Annotated in this window: 18 protein-coding genes; 7 read left to right on the top strand and 11 right to left on the bottom strand. The window is 44.0% G+C overall.

All coding sequences use genetic code 11. The annotated features are described in order from the left end of the window. Nucleotides 1–148 precede the first annotated feature (148 nt). The gene (locus AAAH86_RS07215) at nt 149–319 is read left to right on the top strand and encodes a DUF6747 family protein (RefSeq protein ID WP_343486891.1); all 171 of its coding nucleotides are present in this window, start codon (nt 149–151) and stop codon (nt 317–319) included. A 69-nt stretch (nt 320–388) separates the two neighbouring features. On the opposite strand, the gene AAAH86_RS07210 is transcribed toward AAAH86_RS07215, so the two are convergent. From AAAH86_RS07210 to AAAH86_RS07200, 3 genes are all read right to left on the bottom strand, one after another. Next, nucleotides 389–1,387, bottom strand: a complete 999-nt coding sequence (locus AAAH86_RS07210) for a DUF4837 family protein (protein ID WP_343486890.1) — start codon at nt 1,385–1,387, stop codon at nt 389–391. Between the two features lie 99 nt (nt 1,388–1,486). Further along, the gene (locus AAAH86_RS07205) at nt 1,487–3,109 is read right to left on the bottom strand and encodes a LysM peptidoglycan-binding domain-containing protein (RefSeq protein WP_343486889.1); all 1,623 of its coding nucleotides are present in this window, start codon (nt 3,107–3,109) and stop codon (nt 1,487–1,489) included. Between the two features lie 576 nt (nt 3,110–3,685). Continuing rightward, complete coding sequence (locus tag AAAH86_RS07200) at nt 3,686–4,873, bottom strand: phosphoglycerate kinase (RefSeq protein WP_343486888.1); 1,188 nt, start codon at nt 4,871–4,873, stop codon at nt 3,686–3,688. Nucleotides 4,874–5,004: 131 nt separating this feature from the next. Here AAAH86_RS07200 and AAAH86_RS07195 point away from each other — a divergent pair, with 131 nt between their 5' ends. Together AAAH86_RS07195 and AAAH86_RS07190 are read left to right on the top strand one after the other, a co-directional pair. Beyond that, complete coding sequence (locus AAAH86_RS07195) at nt 5,005–6,153, top strand: DNA polymerase III subunit delta' (protein ID WP_343486887.1); 1,149 nt, start codon at nt 5,005–5,007, stop codon at nt 6,151–6,153. Between the two features lie 11 nt (nt 6,154–6,164). Further along, nucleotides 6,165–6,563 (top strand): DoxX family protein, encoded by a 399-nt coding sequence (locus AAAH86_RS07190; protein WP_343486886.1) that lies wholly within the window; start codon nt 6,165–6,167, stop codon nt 6,561–6,563. A gap of 47 nt (nt 6,564–6,610) precedes the next feature. On the opposite strand, the gene AAAH86_RS07185 is transcribed toward AAAH86_RS07190, so the two are convergent. From AAAH86_RS07185 to AAAH86_RS07160, 6 genes are all read right to left on the bottom strand, one after another. Beyond that, complete coding sequence (locus AAAH86_RS07185) at nt 6,611–7,117, bottom strand: OmpH family outer membrane protein (protein ID WP_343486885.1); 507 nt, start codon at nt 7,115–7,117, stop codon at nt 6,611–6,613. 237 nt (nt 7,118–7,354) lie between these two features. Further along, nucleotides 7,355–8,182, bottom strand: coding sequence for a class I SAM-dependent methyltransferase (locus AAAH86_RS07180; RefSeq protein ID WP_343486884.1), 828 nt, complete (start codon nt 8,180–8,182; stop codon nt 7,355–7,357). Next, nucleotides 8,160–8,720, bottom strand: coding sequence for a hypothetical protein (locus tag AAAH86_RS07175; protein WP_343486883.1), 561 nt, complete (start codon nt 8,718–8,720; stop codon nt 8,160–8,162). Before AAAH86_RS07175 ends, AAAH86_RS07180 begins: the two co-directional genes overlap by 23 nt. Nucleotides 8,721–8,798: 78 nt before the next feature. Further along, nucleotides 8,799–10,667 carry a tRNA uridine-5-carboxymethylaminomethyl(34) synthesis enzyme MnmG gene (gene mnmG / locus AAAH86_RS07170; RefSeq protein WP_343486882.1) on the bottom strand — a complete coding sequence of 623 codons (1,869 nt, stop codon included), beginning with the start codon at nt 10,665–10,667 and terminating at the stop codon, nt 8,799–8,801. A gap of 80 nt (nt 10,668–10,747) precedes the next feature. Continuing rightward, the gene (gene ybeY, locus AAAH86_RS07165; protein ID WP_343486881.1) at nt 10,748–11,209 is read right to left on the bottom strand and encodes an rRNA maturation RNase YbeY; all 462 of its coding nucleotides are present in this window, start codon (nt 11,207–11,209) and stop codon (nt 10,748–10,750) included. Beyond that, nucleotides 11,199–14,663 carry a hypothetical protein gene (locus tag AAAH86_RS07160; protein WP_343486880.1) on the bottom strand — a complete coding sequence of 1,155 codons (3,465 nt, stop codon included), beginning with the start codon at nt 14,661–14,663 and terminating at the stop codon, nt 11,199–11,201. The genes ybeY and AAAH86_RS07160 overlap by 11 nt, the downstream gene beginning before the upstream one ends. Nucleotides 14,664–14,728: 65 nt before the next feature. Here AAAH86_RS07160 and AAAH86_RS07155 point away from each other — a divergent pair, with 65 nt between their 5' ends. From AAAH86_RS07155 to gltX, 3 genes are all read left to right on the top strand, one after another. Continuing rightward, complete coding sequence (locus AAAH86_RS07155) at nt 14,729–15,802, top strand: alkane 1-monooxygenase (protein WP_343486879.1); 1,074 nt, start codon at nt 14,729–14,731, stop codon at nt 15,800–15,802. Nucleotides 15,803–15,811: 9 nt separating this feature from the next. Beyond that, nucleotides 15,812–16,057 carry a hypothetical protein gene (locus AAAH86_RS07150; protein ID WP_343486878.1) on the top strand — a complete coding sequence of 82 codons (246 nt, stop codon included), beginning with the start codon at nt 15,812–15,814 and terminating at the stop codon, nt 16,055–16,057. 72 nt (nt 16,058–16,129) lie between these two features. Beyond that, complete coding sequence (gltX, locus tag AAAH86_RS07145; RefSeq protein WP_343486877.1) at nt 16,130–17,635, top strand: glutamate--tRNA ligase; 1,506 nt, start codon at nt 16,130–16,132, stop codon at nt 17,633–17,635. A gap of 11 nt (nt 17,636–17,646) precedes the next feature. On the opposite strand, the gene AAAH86_RS07140 is transcribed toward gltX, so the two are convergent. Then, nucleotides 17,647–18,081 (bottom strand): DUF6326 family protein, encoded by a 435-nt coding sequence (locus AAAH86_RS07140; RefSeq protein WP_343486876.1) that lies wholly within the window; start codon nt 18,079–18,081, stop codon nt 17,647–17,649. 142 nt (nt 18,082–18,223) lie between these two features. On the opposite strand from AAAH86_RS07140, the gene AAAH86_RS07135 reads away from it, so the two are divergent. Continuing rightward, nucleotides 18,224–19,156 (top strand): SPFH domain-containing protein, encoded by a 933-nt coding sequence (locus AAAH86_RS07135; protein WP_343486875.1) that lies wholly within the window; start codon nt 18,224–18,226, stop codon nt 19,154–19,156. A gap of 231 nt (nt 19,157–19,387) precedes the next feature. On the opposite strand, the gene AAAH86_RS07130 is transcribed toward AAAH86_RS07135, so the two are convergent. Next, complete coding sequence (locus tag AAAH86_RS07130) at nt 19,388–21,073, bottom strand: glutamine--tRNA ligase/YqeY domain fusion protein (RefSeq protein WP_343486874.1); 1,686 nt, start codon at nt 21,071–21,073, stop codon at nt 19,388–19,390. Nucleotides 21,074–21,222 lie beyond the last annotated feature (149 nt).

The following is a 21,222-nucleotide window of genomic DNA, read 5'->3' as shown; positions in this document are numbered from 1 at the left end:
TTCTTTAACGGGAATATAATTCCGTTCATAGATTTCTTACAATACTTCACTCTTTTGACACTGCTTTTTGAACCCTTCATCGCATTCTTTTTGACCCGACACCCAATTTTTGGAGCTTTGAATCATGTTCAATGTGAAAGATTAATAAATGAAAAGAATATTACTTGTAAAGGAGATTTATCTTGAAGCTTTTAAGAATTTAGGGCATATCATTCTAGAACGTTATTTCAAACTGTTTTCGTGGTTTTGTTTTGTTTTGTTCTTTGTGGTGTTGTATGCTTTTGTATACCGAATTGCCACAGGATTTGCCTTCGATTAATAACATTTGATAGTGGGAATTTTAGAATGTTTACTGTAAATAAGGGGTCAAAATTGACCCCTTATTTTTTTATTGTGCATCTGTGAACTGAAGCGTTTTGAGGATGGCTTCAAGCTCAAACATATAATCCCTCTTTTGTGTAGAAGGGGCAAAGGTAAAACCCTCTAAAACCAATTTGCGATTGTGTTGCTTATCGTTGATGATGTAGGTCAAGAAGGGGCCTGCCATGGGGTATCCGTTGATTTCCCATATTCCTTTTACTTCAACCGCTTTCAGCCCATTGAGTTCAGCAGGAAACACATAGGGGGCGAAAGCTTTTTCGGTCATCATATACGTCTGCTTGCCCGGTACATCTGGCCCCGGAATATATTTTTCTCCAATAGAATCCCGCATCCTAATAATATCCGACACAAATGTGGAATCATTGGCAAAGCTGTTCTCTGGCATTTCATACACTAAGATGTTCATCGTGCCTTTTTGAATCTGACGGTCCATCCAAACAAAATTATCCTCTTGCTTGCCCACACTGTATACCGAAGGTATGGTCAACTTGATGCCAAATTTTTCTTGCAGGGCATCTTCTTTGTTCAAAGAGCGTGTAAATCGTTTTTGTGCCTCCTCAATTTCAAGTTTCCTGAATGCTGTTATGGCTTTAGGGGCCAATGAATCAACATTTGAGATAAGTTCTTCATGGCTTGTGCCCTTGACCACGGCCACGCGTTGGGGTTCGGCGTACACATCGCGCTTAATATGCGCCCTTGAAATACTGTCTTCCTCAACAAAAAGAACCGACCTTGAATGGCTCATGGAGCCCCGAAAAATTTGGGGCGGCACTTGTGTGATATTGAATATGGCCTGTTCTGGTGAAAGGCCCAGTGCGGGCTGTGCGAAATGTTCGCGTACCTTGTCACCGACGTTGCTGTTCCATAGCTCGGTGTCCATGACCACCATCAACGAGTTTATACCGCCCGTCGAGGGGGGCAGATAGCTTTTTTCTGATTTTGAATCTTTGCACGATAGGGCCCCCGCGAGAAGGCAGGCCAGAAAAAGTGTTCTAAGTTTTTGCATACGGTTAAAATAATCAAATTATCAAAACCAATGAACATGAATGAGCGTCATGCCCTTTTCACTTAGTATATGCGAAACCTTTTTTGAAAACGCTGCCGTTTAAGAAGAACAATTGCACAATTTCAGCTTTGTGCCCGGTTTTAGATTGTTACTGCTGAGACCGTTCCATTCCCGAAGGTTTTCGATGGATACCCCTGGATATTTTCTTGAAATCGTCCAAAGCGAATCCCCTTCACGAACGGTATGGTACTTTGAGCCATTGGCATTTGAGGCCACAGAGGTCGCCGCCGAAGTTTTGCTGGCCGCTTTTTGTTTTGCGGTCGAGGATGCCACATACGGTTTTCTGGGGAAAATGGTCAACCGTTGCCCGATGCGCAGATTGTTGCTTCGCAATCCATTCCAACGTTTAATCTGGCTCACCCCTACACCATAGCGCTCTGCAATCTTGCCCAGATAGTCGCCGCTTCTCACCCGATATCGGATTTTATTCTCGGCCTTGACCAGTTCAGGCAATGGTTTCTCTTGGGCATCCATTTGCTTTTTAGCATAGGCATAAATCTGTTCTTCATTGTTTACAAACTTGCCCATCATCGATCTTGGCAGTCGCAGTATATAGGTTTTGCCCTCAATTTTCGGGATGATACCCAATTTGTAGGATGGATTCAAAACCTCAAGCTCTTCTTTCTTGATTCCGGTGACTTCAGCAATCTGGTCAAACGTGATCAGGTTTTTGACATGCACCGTATCGGTGTCAAAGTAGGGGCGTTCGGCCACAACCCTTTTCAAACCGTGCTCTTGGGCATACTCAAAAATATACATGGTGGCTTGAAATGCCGGCACATAACCTGCTGTTTCACGTGGAAGAAAAGATCTGATGTTCCAATAGTTTGTTTGCCCGCCTGACCTTCTGATGGCCTTATTTACATTTCCGGGGCCAGAATTATACGCGGCGAGGGCCAGATCCCAGTCCCCAAAAATGGAATACAGCTTTGATAAATACTTGCAGGCTGCCGTGGTCGAGGCAATGGGGTCACTGCGCTCGTCGACATAGCTGCTCACATCCAAATCATACATTTTTCCTGTGGCATACATGAACTGCCACAATCCCTTCGCACCAACCCTAGATCTAGCCCGTGGGTTCAAGGCAGATTCGACGATGGCCAAATATTTCATTTCCAGAGGAATGTCATGGTTGTCCAATTCTTGTTCAAAGAGCGGAAAATAAAATTGGCTGGCGGTCAACATACGTTCCATCAAATCCCTTTTTCTGGTCAGGAAGGATTTGATCACACTTTCCAATGACGGATTGTAGGCAATATTAAAGGGAGTTTTTTTATTCAGGCGTTGCAAACGTGCTTTTAAGGTATCTGTCGATAATTCTGGAAGCACTGCGTTTGGGTCCGGATTTTGCACTTCGGTGTACATAGCGTTGAACAGGGCTGCGTTTTTATGGAGCTCTTGCAACCATAGGCTATCGTACCGCTGTGCCGCTGCGTTATCCATCAACGTGAATGCCCCCGCAGTAATGGAATCGGTGAGATTTGCCGCCTGTTGTCCATCAATTTTATTGGTAGCTATCGGGATTGATGTTTCCGTTTTTGGAAGGGAGTCCAAGACCTTGATCGCTGTGGTGGCCGCATTTTGAACGGAATCTTTTTGCCCATAAAGACTGCACAGGGCAATACTGAATAGCATCGAAATGGTGATACGAAGTGTGTTCATTTTGTTTGTTTGGAATGGGGCCAACTAAGATGCTGTTTTTTTCTGAATAAAAAAATACCCCATTCATTATTTTTTACAAAATAAAAGGGTTAAAACCAATATGTTATCGGTTAAAACCCCTTTACCAATTTATAACGTTGAAATGACTGCATTATTGCAACAATTCAACACAACCCGTTTTACTTTTTGATATTTTTATCAGGATTTCTCTGGATTCTTTCCCAATGCATTCCTCTCGCTCTATAATCGCTCGTCGGATGCAAGCAGGGATAATCAAAAAAATCTTCTATCCATCCGCCATAGGCAGACTAGAGGAAAAGATAGAAGATTTCGATACCTTTTTGTGTTTATGGCTTGATAGAAAAAAGCCCGCCTACCAATAACAATCCCTTGTTCCTGAATGAATGCATTTCTGATTATGGGGCTACGGTATAACGGGCTTTATGTGTAGGACACCTAACATTTGCATTCGTCACATGAAACCCAAAATTTTTTCACTTCTGGAAAATAAAAAAGGGTTAAAACCAATGGTATATTGGTTACAACCCCCTAAACTTTCTTGTAAAAGAATAGTAACTACATAATCGCAGCGATACCTGGCAATGTTTTTCCTTCCAAACTTTCCAACATGGCACCGCCCCCTGTGGACACATAACTCACCTTGTCCTCAAAGCCGAATTGTTTGACCGCCGCTACGGAGTCACCCCCACCGACCAATGAAAATGCACCATTTTCAGTAGCTTCGGTCACAAAATTGCCGATGGCAATGGTGCCTTTTGAGAAGTTTTCCATCTCGAAAACCCCAACAGGACCGTTCCATAGAATGGTTTTTGATTCAAGGATGACCTTTTTGAAGTTTTCCAAGGTCTGGGGGCCAGCATCCAATCCTTGCCACCCATCGGGAATTTCATCGACAGCAACCATTTGGGTATTGGCATCATTGCTAAAATCATCCGCAGCAATAACATCTACGGGAAGATGTACCGAAACGCCTTTTGCTTCGGCTTTTTTGAGGATCTCCAAGGCCAAATCCATTTTATCATCCTCACAGATAGAATCGCCTACTTTACCGTCTTGTGCCTTGACAAAGGTGTAAGTCATTCCGCCACCGATGATAAGATGGTCAATTTTATCCAAAATATTTTCGATAATGGTGATTTTTGAGGATACCTTGGCTCCCCCCAAAATGGCCGTAACGGGCTTCTCACCTGTTTGCATCACTTTTTCGATGGCCTTGATTTCATTGGCCAACAGATAGCCAAAGCATTTCTTTTCAGGAAAAAAATCTGCCACAATCGTTGTAGAGGCGTGGGCACGGTGGGCCGTACCAAAGGCATCGTTCACGTAGATATCCCCATTTTTTGAAAGCGCTTCGGCAAAAGCTTTGTCACCTGCTTCTTCTTCGGCATGAAAACGAAGATTCTCCAACAACAACACTTCGCCTTCTTGCAAGCCTGACACCGCTTCATCGACTTTTTCTCCAACACAGTCTTCTACAAAATGTACTTCGACCCCGATAATTTCTGATACCTTTTCAACGATATGTGAGAGTGACATGTCTGGGTTTGCCTTTCCTTTTGGTCTGCCCAAGTGGCTCATCAAAACACAGCTTCCGCCATCTTCCAAAATTTTTAAAATGGTCGGCTTTGCCGCATCGATTCGACTGGTATCGGTTACGTTGAAATCAGCATCCAGCGGCACATTGAAATCCACACGGATCAGTGCTTTCTTTCCCTCAAAATTAAAATCATCTATGGTCTTCATGTATTCTCGTGTTAGGTGTTCAAAAGTAACCAATTCAAGGTCTTGTCAAAAACTACATCGAATCAAATTTGTAGCTGAACCCCTATTTCTCCGTAAAGTACATCACATCTTAAAAAATGTATCTTTGAACCATGCATTTTGATGCCGTCTTGGGGCACATCCATATCAAAAATCATCTACAAACCACGGCAGATACGGGGCGCATTGCGCATGCCCAACTGTTTGTGGGTCCAGAAGGCTCAGGAACATTGCCCATGGCCATTGCCTATGCGCAGTACGTGCTTTGCAAAGATGTTAAGGAGGTTGCGACCGCTTTTCAAAATTGTACCCTGAAGTGCAATTCGCTGAGCCATCCCGACCTACATTTCGCTTTTCCGGTGGCGAATTCCGACAAGGTGAAATCGCATGCGGTCAGCGACCATTATTTGGGGGATTGGCGACAATTTGTGAAAGAGCAACCCTATGGAAATTTGTTCGACTGGTACCGCTTGATGGGCATCGAAAAAAAACAGGGGCAAATTGGGGTCGATGAGGCGCATGATATTGTCAAAAAACTATCCTTAAAATCATTTGAAGGTGGCTACAAAGTGCTGATTCTTTGGATGGCCGAAAAGATGAACATCAGTGCTTCGAACAAATTGTTGAAATTGATTGAGGAGCCACCCGAAAAAACCGTGCTGCTCTTGATTGCCGAAGATGAGGAGCAAATCATACAGACCATACGCTCTCGCTGTCAGGTACTGCATTTCAATCCGTTGCCCAATGACATCATTGCGCAGGCCCTTCAAAAAAAGGGGGTAGCGTATGAGGAAGCATACAAAATATCGCACGAAGCACATGGTAATTTCAACAAGGCTATCGACCTGCTCAATCAAGATTCTGAAGATTTGATCTTTGAAAAATGGTTCGTGCAATGGGTGCGCAGTGCCTTTAAGGCCAAAGGAAATAAAGCGGCAGTGCATGAATTGGTGCTGTGGAGCGAAGAAGTCGCCCGAACTGGGCGTGAGGCCCAAAAGAAATTTCTCAACTATTGTTTGACCGCCATGCGGCAGGCCTTGTTGCTCAATTATGGCGCCGAAGATTTGGTTTTTCTTCGAATGCACTCTGACGGATTTGACCTAAAAAAGTTTGCACCCTTTGTGCACGAAAACAATATTCTTCGCATTGTGGATGAAATCGAAACCGCCATGCTTCATGTGGAACGTAACGGAAACTCAAAAATCATTTTCACCGACCTTTCTATAAAATTGACACGGCTCTTACATGCCAAAGCTGCTTAAAACTGACGACCATGCACTTACATTTTCAAGACAATGCCGCCGAAACGATTCTGTTGCTTTTTTTGATCATCGTTTTTCTTCAAAGCGGTATTGATAAGGTAACGGATTGGAGGGGCAATCGTTCATGGCTATCAACCCATTTTTCAAAATCGCCCTTTAAAAATCAAGTGACCCTACTTTTGGGCACAATTACTTTGATGGAGCTTGCTGCTGGGTTATTCTCTGTGGCCGGTCTGATACATCTATTGCTGCATGACGACAAAACCTTTGCCTTTTATGGGGCGCTCATTTCATGTGCCGCACTACTGATGCTGTTGTTGGGCCAACGGGTCGCCAAAGACTATGAAGGGGCAAAGACGATTGTGATTTATTTAATGCCCGCCGTGTTTCTTTTGTATTTGCTACAATAAAAAACCCTAGCACTAGGCCAGGGTCTAAATTATTGTAAGTCAGTATGTTATTTTTTGTATTTGTCGTTCAAGACATTTAGAATTTCTTCCGTAAGGTCTTTGGCCTCTGCGCCGTACAATACACTGCCACCTTCACCTCCACCTAAAATATAGGTGTAGCCGTTGGCTTTGCCATACGCTTCAATTTCTTTTTTGACCTTGCTCACCACACTGTCCATCTCGGTTTGTCCTTCGGTCTGTAGTTGCTGTTCTTCTTGTTGCAGTTGTTGGCCCATGAACTGGCCCCTTTGCTGAATCATGCCATATTCTTCTTGTGCTTTTTTTTGCGACATGGTTTGGGCCTTGGTTTGAAATTGTTGTACTTCCATTTGAAAGGCCTGTGAGATACTGTCTCGCTTTTTGCCCAACACATCCGCTTTGGATTTGTACTTGCCTTCAACATCAATCTTTTCTTGGTAGCCATCCATCAATTTGACGTTATCTACAAATCCTATCTTGTCTTGCTGGCATGCCATGGCGAGAAATGTAAACACGCCAAAAATCATTTTTTTCATTTTATCCATTTTTTTTGCAGCGCAAAAATAGACAAAGCATTTGAATAGCCACTATTGGTATACATTATCCTAATATTTTTGCCAATAGCTAAAAACTATGATAAAATATTGTTGCAATAATTATGTTCTATTGATTTTTGTTGTTTTCTAAGGGTCAATTTCAGCTTTTCTGACACATTTCCGTGCTACGGCATGGCCCATATCACAAAATTGCAACAGCGGTCTTTAAAATGGATTTTACGCTTTTTGGAGGATGTAAATTTGGGAAGAGCACTCTTTAGTAACCATTGCCCTCATATTTGACCATAGGCCGAACAAAATCCCCTTGACAAATACAAAGTTGGATTCCCGATATTTCTCAGATAAGATGGAAACATAAAACGCATCAAACCACATGGGTTTCGTTTTAACCAATCTGAAGCCCTGCATCGAAAAAATGGTTTCGATGGCTGTTTTCGAAAAATGCCAAAGATGTCTCGGAACATCATAGGCGGCCCAATGCTCTTTGTAGTAGTTGGCATCCCACGATTTGTAATTGGGCACGGCAACAATCAATGTGCCGTTGTCATGCAGCAATTTATTTATTTGGGTAATCGATGTTTCCAAATCAGGCAGATGTTCCAACACATGCCAAAGTGTGATGACCTGAAATTTTTGGTCTCCGATTTCATCCAATGTGCTTCTGGCATCGATGCCCTTTGATGAGGATTTTTGTCTTGCTTTTTGGTTCGGTTCCACTCCAGCTACATTCCATCCTTTCCTATTGGCAACTGCTAAAAAATCTCCCGTTCCCGAACCGATATCCAACAACTTTCGGTTTCCGTTACAATAGCCTTCTGCTAGTTTTACCTTTCGATTTAGGTTGACCTTTTTGACGGTTTGATAAAGACTTTCAAGAAACGTTTGTTTTGAGTCTGTGTGCGAGATATAGGCTTCGCTTTCGTAATAGGCTTCCAGATTTTTAGGTTTCGGATGGGTAACCATCAACTCTTTTTCTTCGTCGTACAACAGCTCGAACACCTCTTGGCTAACCGAAAAATCCTTAGTTTTTAAATACGACTTCATTGTAATTGTGGGTGGACAAGTACTCTTTTTTGAGGTCTCGAAGATACGTTAAAATAGCCGCCCTATTGGCGTAGTTTTCATGAAGACAATCCTTTTCCACATCTGAAAACACCTCAATGGCAATATACCAACTGTGCTCTCTTTGGATACTGTTTTCTTCGGAAGCGAGATAGGTTTCAAAATCCTCATTGTTCAGTGCCGCATTGACGGTGGCGTCAACCATTAATGGAAAAAGGTTTAGGGTTTTGTCCTTCTTCTCCACTTCATAGTAGGAGAAAAAATAGTTGTGACCATCCAATTGAAAGGGCACCTCAACATCCACATAATAATCTTGAAGGTTGAACTTGGTATTGACGTAATTGTAAAAATGTTCAGCGTCTTTGGGATCTTCAAAAACGAAAACCGTTTTCTTTGGAAGCCCTCGTTTAAAGCGTTTCCCCTTGGTGATTTTGTAGTCTTTGATGTTGGGCGCTATGCTAAGCGGAATACAGGAATAAAGTGTTGTGCCTACAAAAAACAGTAATAAAACTCTTTTCATTTTGGTTTGGTTTCGTCAAAAAAACTTCTCAAAAACCAAGCCAAAACAAATTGTGTTCCACGTGGAACATTTAGTGATTTACCTGCCTAAAAAAACCAACAAAACACTGATATCTGAGGGAGAAACACCACTGATTCGGGACGCCTGTGCGATGGTTACAGGTTGAATTTCCTGCAATTTTTCCCTTGCCTCATACGACAAGGATTTCAGTTTGGAATAGTCAAAGTTTTGAGGGATTTTGACATCTTCCAGCCGATGCAATTTATCAGCATTGGCTTTTTCCTTTTCGATATAGCCAGAATATTTTACTTGAATCTCAGCTTGCTCCAAAACCTCAGTCCCTAAATTGTGCTCAGAAACATACTCAGAAACCGAATCCAATTGTAGCATGTGGTCCATAGTTACTTTTGGGCGGGAGAACACCTTGAACATTTTATCGGATTGTAATACCTTGGCTGAGCCTACTTCTTCCAGGATGGGATTGATTTCTTCAGCTTTGTAACTTGTTTTTCGAAAAAAATCAACAAATTCCTCTGATTTTTTTGCCTTTTCTTTCATTTTCTGAAGCCGCTCGTCTGAGGCCAACCCCAATTCATGGCTTTTGGGCGTCAATCGCAAATCTGCGTTGTCCTGCCGTAATAACGTTCGGTATTCTGCACGGGATGTAAACATGCGATACGGCTCTTCCGTACCCTTTGTAATCAAATCATCAATCAAAACACCGATATATGCTTCATCCCGCTGCAAAATAAAAGGTTCTTTTTCATTAATTTTCAAATGGGCGTTGATGCCCGCCATCAATCCCTGTGAAGCGGCTTCTTCGTACCCCGTTGTTCCGTTGATCTGCCCGGCAAAATATAGATTATCGACCAACTTGGTCTCCAGCGTGTGCTTTAATTGTGTAGGAGGAAAATAGTCGTATTCTATGGCGTAACCAGGCCTGAAGAATTTGACGCTCTCAAATCCCTTTACGGATTTCAAGGCTTTGTATTGTACATCTTCGGGAAGCGAAGTCGAGAAGCCATTGACATAGACCTCAACCGTATTCCATCCTTCGGGCTCCACAAAAATTTGATGGGCATCCTTATCTGCGAAGCGATGGATTTTATCCTCTATCGAGGGGCAATAACGTGGGCCTATACTTTTGATTCGTCCATTGAACATGGGTGATCGGTCAAAACCTTCTCGAAGCAAATCATGCACCTCGGCACTGGTATGTGTCATGTGGCAATCACGCTGTGTTTTTAAAATTGGCGTATCGAGATAGGAAAACTTCTCAGGATGTTCATCCCCTGGCTGGGGAATCATTTTTTCATAATCCAATGAGCGGCCATCTACTCGTGGCGGTGTGCCTGTTTTCATACGACCACTATCAAAACCAAAGTCCACCAATTGTTCGGTAATTCCCGTTGCTGCCCGCTCGCCGGCACGACCCCCACCAAATTGTTTTTCGCCAATATGAATCAATCCATTCAGAAATGTACCATTGGTCAAGACAACAGCTTTAGCGCGAATATCCAATCCCAATGACGTACGTACACCTACTACTTTGTCACCTTTTACAAGCAAGCCTGAAACCATCTCTTGGTAAAAATCCGCGTTCGGCGTTTGCTCGAGCATCAAGCGCCACTCTTCAGCAAAACGCATGCGATCGTTCTGTGCACGTGGACTCCACATGGCAGGACCTTTGGACTTGTTCAGCATCTTAAATTGAATGGCGGACTTGTCAGTCACGATTCCGCTGTAGCCCCCTAAAGCATCAATCTCACGCACAATCTGCCCTTTCGCAATACCGCCCATAGCAGGATTGCAAGACATCTGCCCAATCGTCTGCAAGTTCATGGTCACCAACAGGGTTTTTGAGCCCATGTTGGCTGCCGCTGCTGTTGCCTCCGCACCTGCGTGGCCTCCTCCTACAACTATTATATCGTATTCTTTTTCGAACATTTTCTTTAATCAACTAATTCCTCTGTAATACCTATGCTTCGACTGCGCTCAGGGTGACAACTCAGCATGACACCGAAGTGTTATTTAACACCCCCCTTGCCCCCCTCAAGGGGGGAATTTGATTGTTCCACGTGGAACAATGTCATCATTTCGTCTTCCTTCTTGCGCATGATTATCCTATCCGCTTCGGTTTTATCCTTGTATCCCAAAAGATGTAAAACCCCATGGCTCATCACTCGTTGAAGTTCATTCTCGAAAAGAACCTCATAAGAATTTGCATTCTCTCTAACCCTATCCACAGAGATAAAAATATCCCCAGAAATCATTCCCTCTTTCGAATAATCAAATGTGATGATGTCGGTGAAAGTGTTGTGGTTCAGGTATTGGTAATTGATGTCGGCGAGGTACTCATCATCACAGAAAATGTAGGCCAAGGTTTCGAAACTAGAGTTCTCCTTTTTGAAAATCCTACTTATCCAATCGGAAAACTTTTTTTCGTCATTGAGCCTAAAATCAACCTCATAATTGAAATCAATTGCCATCCTTAAAATACTGCTTTACCTTCTCCTGGTAATTTTGCCGCAAAGGTAAGGCTTGCCTGTTTAAAATCTCAATTTCAGAGGCCTGATTTTTAAGCAGTTCAGGCTTTGTGGTTATGGGTGCATTATAATTCTTTTTGTTGGTTTCACTTTCACGCTCTTGTTTCTGCCCCTGCTCCATGGCGGCATTTTCCAGTTTCAGCAGTTGATGCTGAATGGCATTCATTTTGTTCTGTGTACGCTTGGTGATGCCGTTCTCAATCAGGTCGTTCTCGAAATTCTCCATCTGACGGACTAATTTTTTGGCCAACTCCCTATCGCTGTTTTGAATCATGTCCTCTAACTGCTTTTCCAACTGGGCACGGATTTGCTGCTGTTGTTTGTAGATTTCATAGATTTCTTGCAATTCGGCCTCACTCATACCGCCACTGCTGGAACCTCCTTCGCCATCTTGTTGGCCATCTTTTCCTTTTCCGCTTTCTCCATCCTTTCCTTCTTCACCACCTTTTCCATTTTCACCTTCGGACTTCCCATCTTGCCCTTCTTGACCCTCTTGGCCCTCTTGGCCCTGTTTTCCATCCTGACCTTTTTCGCCTTGTTGGCCTTCTTTACCCTGCTGGCCTTTTTCCCCTTTTTGGCCCATTTGGTTCATTTTCTGTTGCAGCTCGCCCTGACCCTGTATAATATCGGGTAATTGAAAATCGGAATTGCCCTGACCTTGGCCCTGACCAGGCTGCATGCTCTGTTGCATATTATCCAACAGCTTGGCCAGAAAGTCGGCCAAGCTGTTGCTGGCATTGAGCACGTATTGCTGGTAAGACGCGCCTTGGTATATTTGGTTCTCCGCGATACTCTCCAATGACTTGTCGATGTTGTAATAGACCTCTGTAATCTGTTCATTGACAAACTCACCAATCTCTACCTGTCGCAACGACAAGGCGAACAAACTATCGTCGACATGCTCAAAAAGTCCGCGTAATTCTTTCTGCTTGCGAACCGTATTTGAAAACTGTGAGATGTCGATGTCCGAGCTTTGCAGCTTATCAAACAACGCTTCTTGCTTAAAGGAAAAGGTCACCAGATTATCCAAAATCTGGCGCAGCATCTCAGCGTCTTCGGTGATGGTCGAACCGCCGCCACCCATGGAGCTTTGCTGTAAGCTATTGCTCATCTCACGCATCTTTTGTGCGGCGGACTTCTGTTTCTGTTGTGCTTTGTTGACGCTCTGCTCCTGTCCATCTGACTCGGAGGATTGCTCCTCACCCTGCTGTTTGTTGATTTCTTCCAAGGCGTCTTTTTGGTCTTGTTTGACCCCTTCCTGCTTTTGTTTATCAATGTCCAATTCAAGCGGTTTTTTTAGCCCTGCATTATCATTTTTGAGCTCTTCCAATTCTGAATCGATGCCTTCGTACTTTTCATTCAACTTCTTCTGCTCCTTGTCGGAATAGTTTTGCCCCAATTTGATTTCGGAAAGTACCTCTTGGTCATTGGCCAACTCTTCCAATTTTTTTGCAAGTTGGGATGCCTTCTCCGTCACGTAGTACCGTTTCGTCAGCTCCAACAGTTGTTCCAGATTCCGTTCACTGCTGCTTTGGCTCTTGCCCAGCTCTTCCAATTTTTTCTTAAGCTCCTCCTTATCAATCTTGTCCGCGATTTTGTTCAGCTCTTCCAACAACTTTGCGTTCTTTTTAGCCTCCAATTCTTGCCGCTCCAATCGTTCTTGCAACAGCTTTTTCTGCTCATCATCCAGCTCGCCTTTCAAACTTTCTTTCAGCTCTTGGGTGAATTTTTGCATCAAATTTTCTTGCTGTTGTTGCTTTTGGATGAAATCCTTGATTTGGGCCTTATCCTGAAAATCAAGGCTGTTCTGCTGCTTCTGCAATTGGTTGATTTTTTCCAACTGTTCGCCTTGCTCCTTTTGCTTTTCCACAGATTTACCAAACTTGTCCAAAACAGATTGTTGAAAATCCAACTCCCTGTCTTTCAGTTCACTATCATCCATAATTCGGGAAGCAAATACTTGGCTTTTCGTCACCTTGCCGCCCCTGATCGCGTCATTGTCAACCACTTCAAAATAAATTTCATAATCTTGCCCTTCCTCTAATTCCAATCCCGAAGGGAACGTATAATAAAACTGCGCCACGTTACTGTTCGGACGTTCAAGTATAAGGCGTTGTTCGTTCTTGGGATTGGCCTTCGTATACCACACCAACCGAACTTGGCTCACTCGATAATCATCGGCCACCTGCCCTGTGTAGTAACTCAGGTTTGGGTTCAGCGAATCCAACACCTGATTGGCCTTTATGGACGGGTGCGCATCGCGAACCACGGCAATCGAATAACTCAGCTGCTCATGGTCTTTTATATTTTGATTGGAGGTTGTAATGGCATACTCCATGGTTCTGAAAAGACGTTGCTTCAATTCAAAATTATCTTCCATCTTTTTGAAAGAAAGCACAGTGTCTTTTCCCTGAAAATCGATTTGACCGATGTGATCTCCCTTGATGCTCCAAGTGATCCGTGTGCCTTCGGGAACCACGGCATTGCCCGTGCCCTTAAAGTTTTCCGTGTTTCGTTCCGTGTAATTGGGATAATCCAATGTCATGATAAAATCCTCAAGTGACGGTGTTGCCAAGCTGCCCATACTGTAGATGCGGGAGTCGTACCCATTGGCAGTGAAATAAAATTCTGCATTGTCGACAGGTGGCTCAAAAGTGTACTCAAAAGCATTTGCCGTTGCCTGCATCAACAAGGGCTCGCCATTGATGACCACCGAAATAGTTTCGGGGCGCACCCTACCCTGTGTATTGACCCGAAGTGTCAACGCCTGATTGTCCAACACTGTCAAATCTTCCGTCAACAGCTGAAAGGTAAACGGGGCTGGCGGCTCGTAGGCCAAATCATAGTTGACGACCCGTTCCGCAGAACCGAAAAAGGTCTGCAAATTCCCGGAAAGGGCAATCAGGGCAATCACCACAAAGGGAACCACCGCATATTTGGCGTATTTCAAATTCTCCTTAAAATCAACCGCTTGCACAAAGGGAACGTCATCCAATTGCTGGGAACGTTGTTCGATGCTGGCCAGCAATAATTCGGATTTTGCATCATCCTCGGCCAAGTCCAACAGATTGTATAGTTTGTCATCCACTGTCGAGAAATGCTTCCCGATGAGCAATGACGCCTGCTTGTTCGTCAAGCCTCTTTTGATGCGAAACAGGTAAAACAGTGGCGTGAGGATAAAACGATACAACAACCATCCCTCAAAAGCGATGACCAAAACCAACAAGAGCAAACGGGCCGTGGAGCCCATCCACAGAAAATATTCCAATGCCAGTGCCGCCATGAAAAACAGCAGCCCGAACGCGAAGAACAATAGCAGTCCCTTTACCAACAACTTGCGGTAATACTTGCTGATGAACTGGTTCAGCTTATCGAGAATCTTGTCGTAACTGCCCAAAATCGGTTATCTTTAGTACCAATATACCCTATCAATGGGGGTTCCCCTGAAAAAGTTGTGTTAAAATGAGTCATTTCAAAGATTTAAAATATCTCGCCGCGCTGACCATACCCCTTTCAGCGTTGGTCAGCATCTATTTCAAGGGGGGATGGAGTTATTTCACCGTTATCTATGCCTTCGGAATGATTCCTTTGCTGGAAGTATTGCTTCCGCAGGATTCGAGCAATCTCGAAGCTGGGGAACGGGAGCAAAAACAACGGAGCCGCTTTTTTGATTGGATGCTCTATCTTAATCTTCCCATTGTCTACGGATGTATTGGGTATCTGCTTTGGGATGTCACTGCGCACAGCTACGAAACGTATGAACTTATCGGACTCTGCCTATCACTGGGAATCGTATTGGGCGTTAATGGAATCAATGTCGGGCATGAACTCGGCCATCGTCAACAAACTTTAGAGCGCTTTTTGGGCAAGGCGTTGCTGCTGCCCTCTTTCTATATGCACTTCTATATCGAACACAATTTTGGGCACCATGCCCATGCCGCCACCGCCGAAGACCCAGCCACCGCCAAATACAACCAATCGGTATATTCGTTTTGGTTCACTTCGGTGATGCGACAGTACCGCAACGCTTGGGCCATTCAGAAAAAGCTCTTGGCAAAGGAGAATCAAGGTTTTTTCTCGGTAAACAACGATATGTTCTGGTACCTCATCTTTCAATTTGGCTATTTGGCGCTAGTCTTTTCTGTTTTTGGATTGACCGCCTTATGGTTTGCCCTTGGTGCTGGGGTGGTCGGCTTTCTCTTGCTGGAAACCGTCAACTATATCGAACATTACGGGCTCATGCGCAAAAAGCTGCCTTCGGGGCGTTACGAACGTGTTCGCGAGTGCCATTCGTGGAACAGCAACCATGTTATCGGTCGCATTGTGCTTTATGAACTCACCCGTCACAGCGATCATCACTACAAATCCGCTAAAAAATATCAGGTGTTGGACTATCACGATATCTCGCCCCAAATGCCCTATGGTTATCCGACGAGTATGATACTTTCTTTGGTTCCTCCATTATGGTTTGCGATTATGAACCCAAGGGTGCCCGATGATATGAAGCCGATTTTGCCAAATCTTATTGGAGCTTAATTTCTCTTTATGATTGAATTTTTGACCGAATGGTCTTGGGATGATCCGAAATGGCTTGTCATTTTTATGATATGGGGTGCGTTTGGTGTCTGGTTAGGATATTGGAATCATAAACAAGAGAGAAAGAAACCTTGGTTGAGTGGTTCTCTCGTTGAAAATTTAAGAGATAATATGAGAACTATCGTTTTTGCCCTAATCTTTCTCTATGGATTTATAGAGTTTTTCAGAAGGCTTATAGTTGCGATATTTAATTAAAATCCTCAGAAGCCATTCCCCCTTGAGGGGGAGTAAGGGGGGTGTTGTATCTTTGCCTTTCAAATTTTAACCATGAGTAAAAACGTCAGGGTTCGCTTTGCCCCCAGTCCGACCGGGCCATTGCATATCGGCGGTGTACGCACTGCGCTTTTCAATTACCTTTTTGCCAAAAAGCATGGTGGTACTTTTGTGCTGCGCATTGAAGATACCGACCAAAACCGCTATGTAGAAGGTGCCGAAGCCTATATCAAAGAAGCATTGGAGTGGTGTAACATCCCTTATGATGAAGGGCCAGACGCAGAAGGTGACTTTGGCCCCTACCGCCAAAGCGAGCGCAAACATCTCTATCATCAATATGCCCAAGAATTGATCATCTCTGGACATGCCTACTACGCCTTTGATGCCCCTGAAGCCTTGGAACATCACCGAAAGGACCATGAAGCCAGGGGCAAGACGTTTATCTACAATTGGCACAATCGATTGAAATTGACCAATTCACTATCGCTTTCAAAGGAAGAAGTAAAAGCCAAAATGGATGCAGGCGAAGACTACGTCATTCGATTTAAGTCACCACAAGACCGAGAATTAATGCTTCATGATGTCGTACGCCGTGAAATTAAAATCGACACCAACATTTTGGATGATAAAATTTTGTTCAAAAGTGATGGGATGCCCACCTACCATTTGGCCAATATCGTGGATGACCATTTGATGGAGATCACCCACGTCATCCGCGGGGAAGAATGGTTGCCTTCTTTAGCCCTCCACAATTTGTTGTACGAAGCCTTTGGGTGGGAGAAACCCGTTTTTGCGCATTTGCCTTTGATTCTCAAACCGACAGGAAAAGGAAAATTGAGCAAGCGGGATGGCGAAAAGGGTGGTTTTCCCATATTTCCTCTGAATTGGGAGGAATCCATCGGGTATCGGGAAGCAGGTTATTTTCCAGAGGCTGTGGTTAACTTTTTGGCCTTTTTGGGGTGGAATCCCGGTACGGAACAGGAAATTTTCTCTTTGGAAGAGCTGGTAGAAACGTTTTCATTGGAGCGCGTCAACAAATCAGGTGCCCGATTTGACCCTGAAAAGACCAAATGGTATAACCATCAGTGGCTGCAGCGCAAATCTGATCGGGAGTTGACTAATTTGTTTAAAGAGGATGTCAGGTTGAGCGCAGTCGAAACCTCTTTTGAAAACGATTATGTTGAAAAAGTTGTTTCCTTGGTTAAAGAACGAGCGGATTTTGTACATGACTTTTGGGAGCTGGGCGATTACTTCTTCGTAGCCCCCACCGAATACAATGAAAAAGCGGTCAAAAAACAGTGGAAGGAAGACACTCCTATCATCATGCAGCAAGTAGCAGATGTACTGAACGGTATTGATGAATTTTCATCGACTACTCTTGAGGCCAAAGTCAAGGAATGGATTGCCGAAAAGGAACTTTCTTTCGGCAAAATCATGCCGCCACTCCGCTTGGTCATCGTGGGTGATATGAAAGGCCCGCATCTGTTTGATATTATGGCACTGTTAGGCAAAGAGGAGTATTTACAGCGGATTGATACCGCCTTGGACAAACTATCTTGATTTATCAAAAATCAGCGAACCTCCTTTGGCCACTTCCATGCGGTCACCACAATCAAAGCAAAAACCCCCAATTCAACAAATTGGTACAACACAAAGTAAGCCATCCATTCATTGTTGATGTCGCCAACAATCATCAAAATGGAAATAATCGCATAAAATATACCGACCACAATATTCAGCCATTTGTTGATGGACGGCTTCAACACTACCGAACCCAGAATCATCAAAGCTGGAATGATGAGCAATACCGAAAACACAATGAGCAATCCCGGTGTGGTTGGCCCCACGGGAGTTTCAACCGCTATCATGCGCTCAAGATGTCCGGGGACCATCAGACCAAAGTAGTCAGCGTAGATATAGAGAAACATCCGTGAGGTCCAATACATGGCAAGCTTTGTTTTGATATTTACTTGGGGATTGTTCAGTTGGTTGAATTTAGATGACATATTATTATTTGGTTTGTAGATAAGACTATAAGAAACTTTTTTTGTTACAATAATTAAGGTTTTGTAACAAATCTCTCGTTTTCTGCACTAATCTTATCCAAGACTTTTGTATTTTCCTGTTTCCATCTAAAACACTATCGCTATGGGCAATTTTTTGTTGATTCCAGTACTCTTTTTTGGGCTGATCATTCTGTTCGCCTCCTTTTTTATTGTCAAACAACAAACTGCCGTTGTTGTTGAACGATTTGGTCGTTTTCAGAGCATTCGTAATTCGGGACTGCAGATGAAAATCCCGTTGGTAGACCGTATTGCAGGCAGGCTGACACTAAAAATTCAGCAATTGGATGTCATCATCGAGACCAAAACGTTGGACGATGTCTTTGTAAAGCTCAAAGTATCTGTACAATTTGTGGTGATTCGAGAAAAAGTGTACGATGCCTTTTATAAATTGGAGTATCCGCATGACCAAATCACATCTTTCGTCTTTGATGTCGTTCGTGCCGAAGTGCCCAAAATGAAATTGGACGATGTGTTTGTCAAAAAGGATGATATCGCCATTGCTGTAAAACGCGAACTGCAAGAATATATGTCCGATTACGGATACGACATCATCAAAACGCTCGTCACCGACATTGACCCTGATGCACAGGTAAAGGCGGCCATGAACCGTATCAACGCCTCGGAGCGTGAAAAGATTGCTGCCCAATTTGAAGGGGATGCCGCCCGCATACTCATTGTAGAAAAAGCCAAGGCCGAAGCTGAAAGCAAGCGGTTGCAGGGCCAGGGTATTGCCGACCAGCGACGTGAAATCGCCCGCGGATTGGAAGAGTCCGTAGAGGTGCTGAACAAAGTGGGCATCAATTCACAAGAGGCTTCTGCACTGATTGTTGTTACCCAGCATTATGACACATTGCAATCCATTGGGGAGGAAACCAATACCAATCTGATTCTGTTGCCCAACTCGCCACAGGCAGGTAGTGACATGCTCAACGATATGGTCGCTTCGTTCACGGCAAGCAACATGATTGGCGAGCAGATGAAAAAGACCAACCCGAAGAAAGGCAATGAAAGCTGAGAAATCATTTCAACTTTAACGCAAAATCCCCCAACTAATGGGGGGATTTTTGTTTTGAAGCGTTCTAAAAACTGTTTTCAACATCTCTCTTGATGCAGTATTGCTTAACTATTGGGTTTAAATTAAGGGCTTAAAAAAATACCGATTAATATATTTTGAGTCTTTCTGGCCATGTTGAGCTTGTTTAAGCATCTTACAATACAACCCTTCGGCTGCGCTCAGGATGACAAACTAATTTTTTTGCTCCAACTTGGCCCAAGTATCCCGAAGGGGAACGGTACGATTGAATACCAAATTGTCAGAAGTTGAATCGGTGTCCACATTGAAATACCCCAGTCGCTGAAACTGAACCCGATCACCGATTACAGCGTCTTTTAGACTGGGTTCTAAATATCCCGTGACCTTGTTCAGCGAATCAGGGTTCACAAACTCCATAAAATCCTTGTCTTTATGCGCATCTGGTGTCGGGTCATTGAACAAACGGTCATACATGCGTACCTCAGTGGCAATCGCGTGCTTTACAGAAACCCAGTGCAGTGTGCCCTTTACCTTGCGAAGGCTTTCTTCGGTACCGCTGCCGCTTTTACTCATGGGGTCATAGGTGCATTGAACCTCAATGATGTTTCCTTCTTCATCTTTGGTACAGCTTTCTGCTTTGATGATGTATCCGTTCTTTAATCGCACTTCCCCACCCAATTTCAAACGGAAAAACTTACGGTTGGCCTCTTCGCGAAAATCATCTTTTTCAATGTAGATTTCACGGGAAAATGGCACTTTTCTGAAGCCTGCTGATTCATCTTCAGGGTTGTTCTCTGCCTCCAGCCATTCTTCCTCGCCTTCTGGATAATTGGTAATGACCACTTTCAACGGATCCAACACAGCCATTACCCTGGGTGCAATTTTGTTCAAATGGTCGCGGACGTGAAATTCCAACAACGAGACATCCACCACATTCTCTCGCTTGGCAATGCCAATAGTATCTGCAAAGTTGCGGATGGCTTCTGGGGTATACCCCCTTCGGCGCATTCCAGAGATGGTGGGCATGCGGGGATCATCCCAACCTGAAACCACTCCCTCCTCAACCAATTTCAATAGTTTCCGCTTACTCACCACGGTGTGGCTAAGGTTTCTACGGGCAAATTCGCGCTGTTTTGGCCGTAGTTTATCTTCTGATACCAACTGGTCTAAACACCAATCGTACAGTTCACGGTGAGGCAAAAATTCCAACGTACAGAGTGAATGTGAAACCTGTTCAATGTAATCCCCCTGACCGTGCGCCCAATCGTACATCGGGTAAATACACCAATCGGTATTTGTCCGATGGTGCGCTTTATGCAATACCCTATACAAAATAGGATCGCGCATCAACATGTTTGGCGAGGCCATATCGATTTTGGCACGCAAGACGTGCTCGCCTTCCCCAAAATCACCGTTTTTCATGTCTTCAAACAATCTCAAATTCTCCTCAACTGAACGGTCTCGATAGGGGCTGGCCACCCCAGGTTCTGTGGGTGTGCCCTTTTGTTCGGCCATTTCCTCTGAGGTTTGGCTATCGACATAGGCTTTTCCATCCTTGATCAACTGCACGGCCCAATCATAGAGCTGCTGAAAGTAATCAGAGGCGTAACATTCGTTTTCCCAACGGAAGCCAAGCCATTCGACATCCCGTTTGATGGCATCTACATATTCTTGTTCTTCCTTGGTGGGATTCGTATCATCAAACCGAAGGTTTACGGGCGCTCCATAACGTAGTCCAAGGCCGAAATTCAGGCAAATAGAGCTTGCATGCCCCACATGCAGATATCCGTTCGGTTCGGGTGGAAACCGAAAACGTAAATCGTCTTCGGAATAGCCCTCCCTAAGGTCATCTTCAATGATGTGCTCTATGAAATTCAATGATTTTTCAGCTGTGTCCATGCATTAAAACGAATCATATTAACCAAAGACCCCGACGATAAGTCGGGGTTCGTTCGGCCGTCAAATTTCAATGTTCTGCTTCAACAGATTTTGAAATTTGGGCCTCACGAATAAGCCACAAAAGTAGCAAAAAAGGGTGGTTTTAAGGG

It is taken from the genome of Allomuricauda sp. d1 (assembly GCF_039592695.1).
Classification (GTDB): Bacteria; Bacteroidota; Bacteroidia; order Flavobacteriales; family Flavobacteriaceae; genus Flagellimonas_A.
This window is presented reverse-complemented; position numbering and strand designations above follow the sequence as displayed.

Bases quoted from the DNA above. Each gene is read 5' to 3' on its own strand.
- AAAH86_RS07135 (WP_343486875.1), top strand. From the start codon at position 18,224: ATGGGCAATTTTTTGTTGATTCCAGTACTCTTTTTTGGGCTGATCATT.
- AAAH86_RS07185 (WP_343486885.1), bottom strand. From the start codon at position 7,117: ATGAAAAAAATGATTTTTGGCGTGTTTACATTTCTCGCCATGGCATGC.
- AAAH86_RS07190 (WP_343486886.1), top strand. From the start codon at position 6,165: ATGCACTTACATTTTCAAGACAATGCCGCCGAAACGATTCTGTTGCTT.
- AAAH86_RS07130 (WP_343486874.1), bottom strand. From the start codon at position 21,073: ATGGACACAGCTGAAAAATCATTGAATTTCATAGAGCACATCATTGAA.
- AAAH86_RS07155 (WP_343486879.1), top strand. From the start codon at position 14,729: ATGAGTCATTTCAAAGATTTAAAATATCTCGCCGCGCTGACCATACCC.
- AAAH86_RS07195 (WP_343486887.1), top strand. From the start codon at position 5,005: ATGCATTTTGATGCCGTCTTGGGGCACATCCATATCAAAAATCATCTA.
- gltX (WP_343486877.1), top strand. From the start codon at position 16,130: ATGAGTAAAAACGTCAGGGTTCGCTTTGCCCCCAGTCCGACCGGGCCA.
- AAAH86_RS07140 (WP_343486876.1), bottom strand. From the start codon at position 18,081: ATGTCATCTAAATTCAACCAACTGAACAATCCCCAAGTAAATATCAAA.
- AAAH86_RS07210 (WP_343486890.1), bottom strand. From the start codon at position 1,387: ATGCAAAAACTTAGAACACTTTTTCTGGCCTGCCTTCTCGCGGGGGCC.
- AAAH86_RS07150 (WP_343486878.1), top strand. From the start codon at position 15,812: ATGATTGAATTTTTGACCGAATGGTCTTGGGATGATCCGAAATGGCTT.
- AAAH86_RS07215 (WP_343486891.1), top strand. From the start codon at position 149: ATGAAAAGAATATTACTTGTAAAGGAGATTTATCTTGAAGCTTTTAAG.
- ybeY (WP_343486881.1), bottom strand. From the start codon at position 11,209: ATGGCAATTGATTTCAATTATGAGGTTGATTTTAGGCTCAATGACGAA.
- AAAH86_RS07200 (WP_343486888.1), bottom strand. From the start codon at position 4,873: ATGAAGACCATAGATGATTTTAATTTTGAGGGAAAGAAAGCACTGATC.
- AAAH86_RS07180 (WP_343486884.1), bottom strand. From the start codon at position 8,182: ATGAAGTCGTATTTAAAAACTAAGGATTTTTCGGTTAGCCAAGAGGTG.
- AAAH86_RS07205 (WP_343486889.1), bottom strand. From the start codon at position 3,109: ATGAACACACTTCGTATCACCATTTCGATGCTATTCAGTATTGCCCTG.
- AAAH86_RS07175 (WP_343486883.1), bottom strand. From the start codon at position 8,720: ATGAAAAGAGTTTTATTACTGTTTTTTGTAGGCACAACACTTTATTCC.
- mnmG (WP_343486882.1), bottom strand. From the start codon at position 10,667: ATGTTCGAAAAAGAATACGATATAATAGTTGTAGGAGGAGGCCACGCA.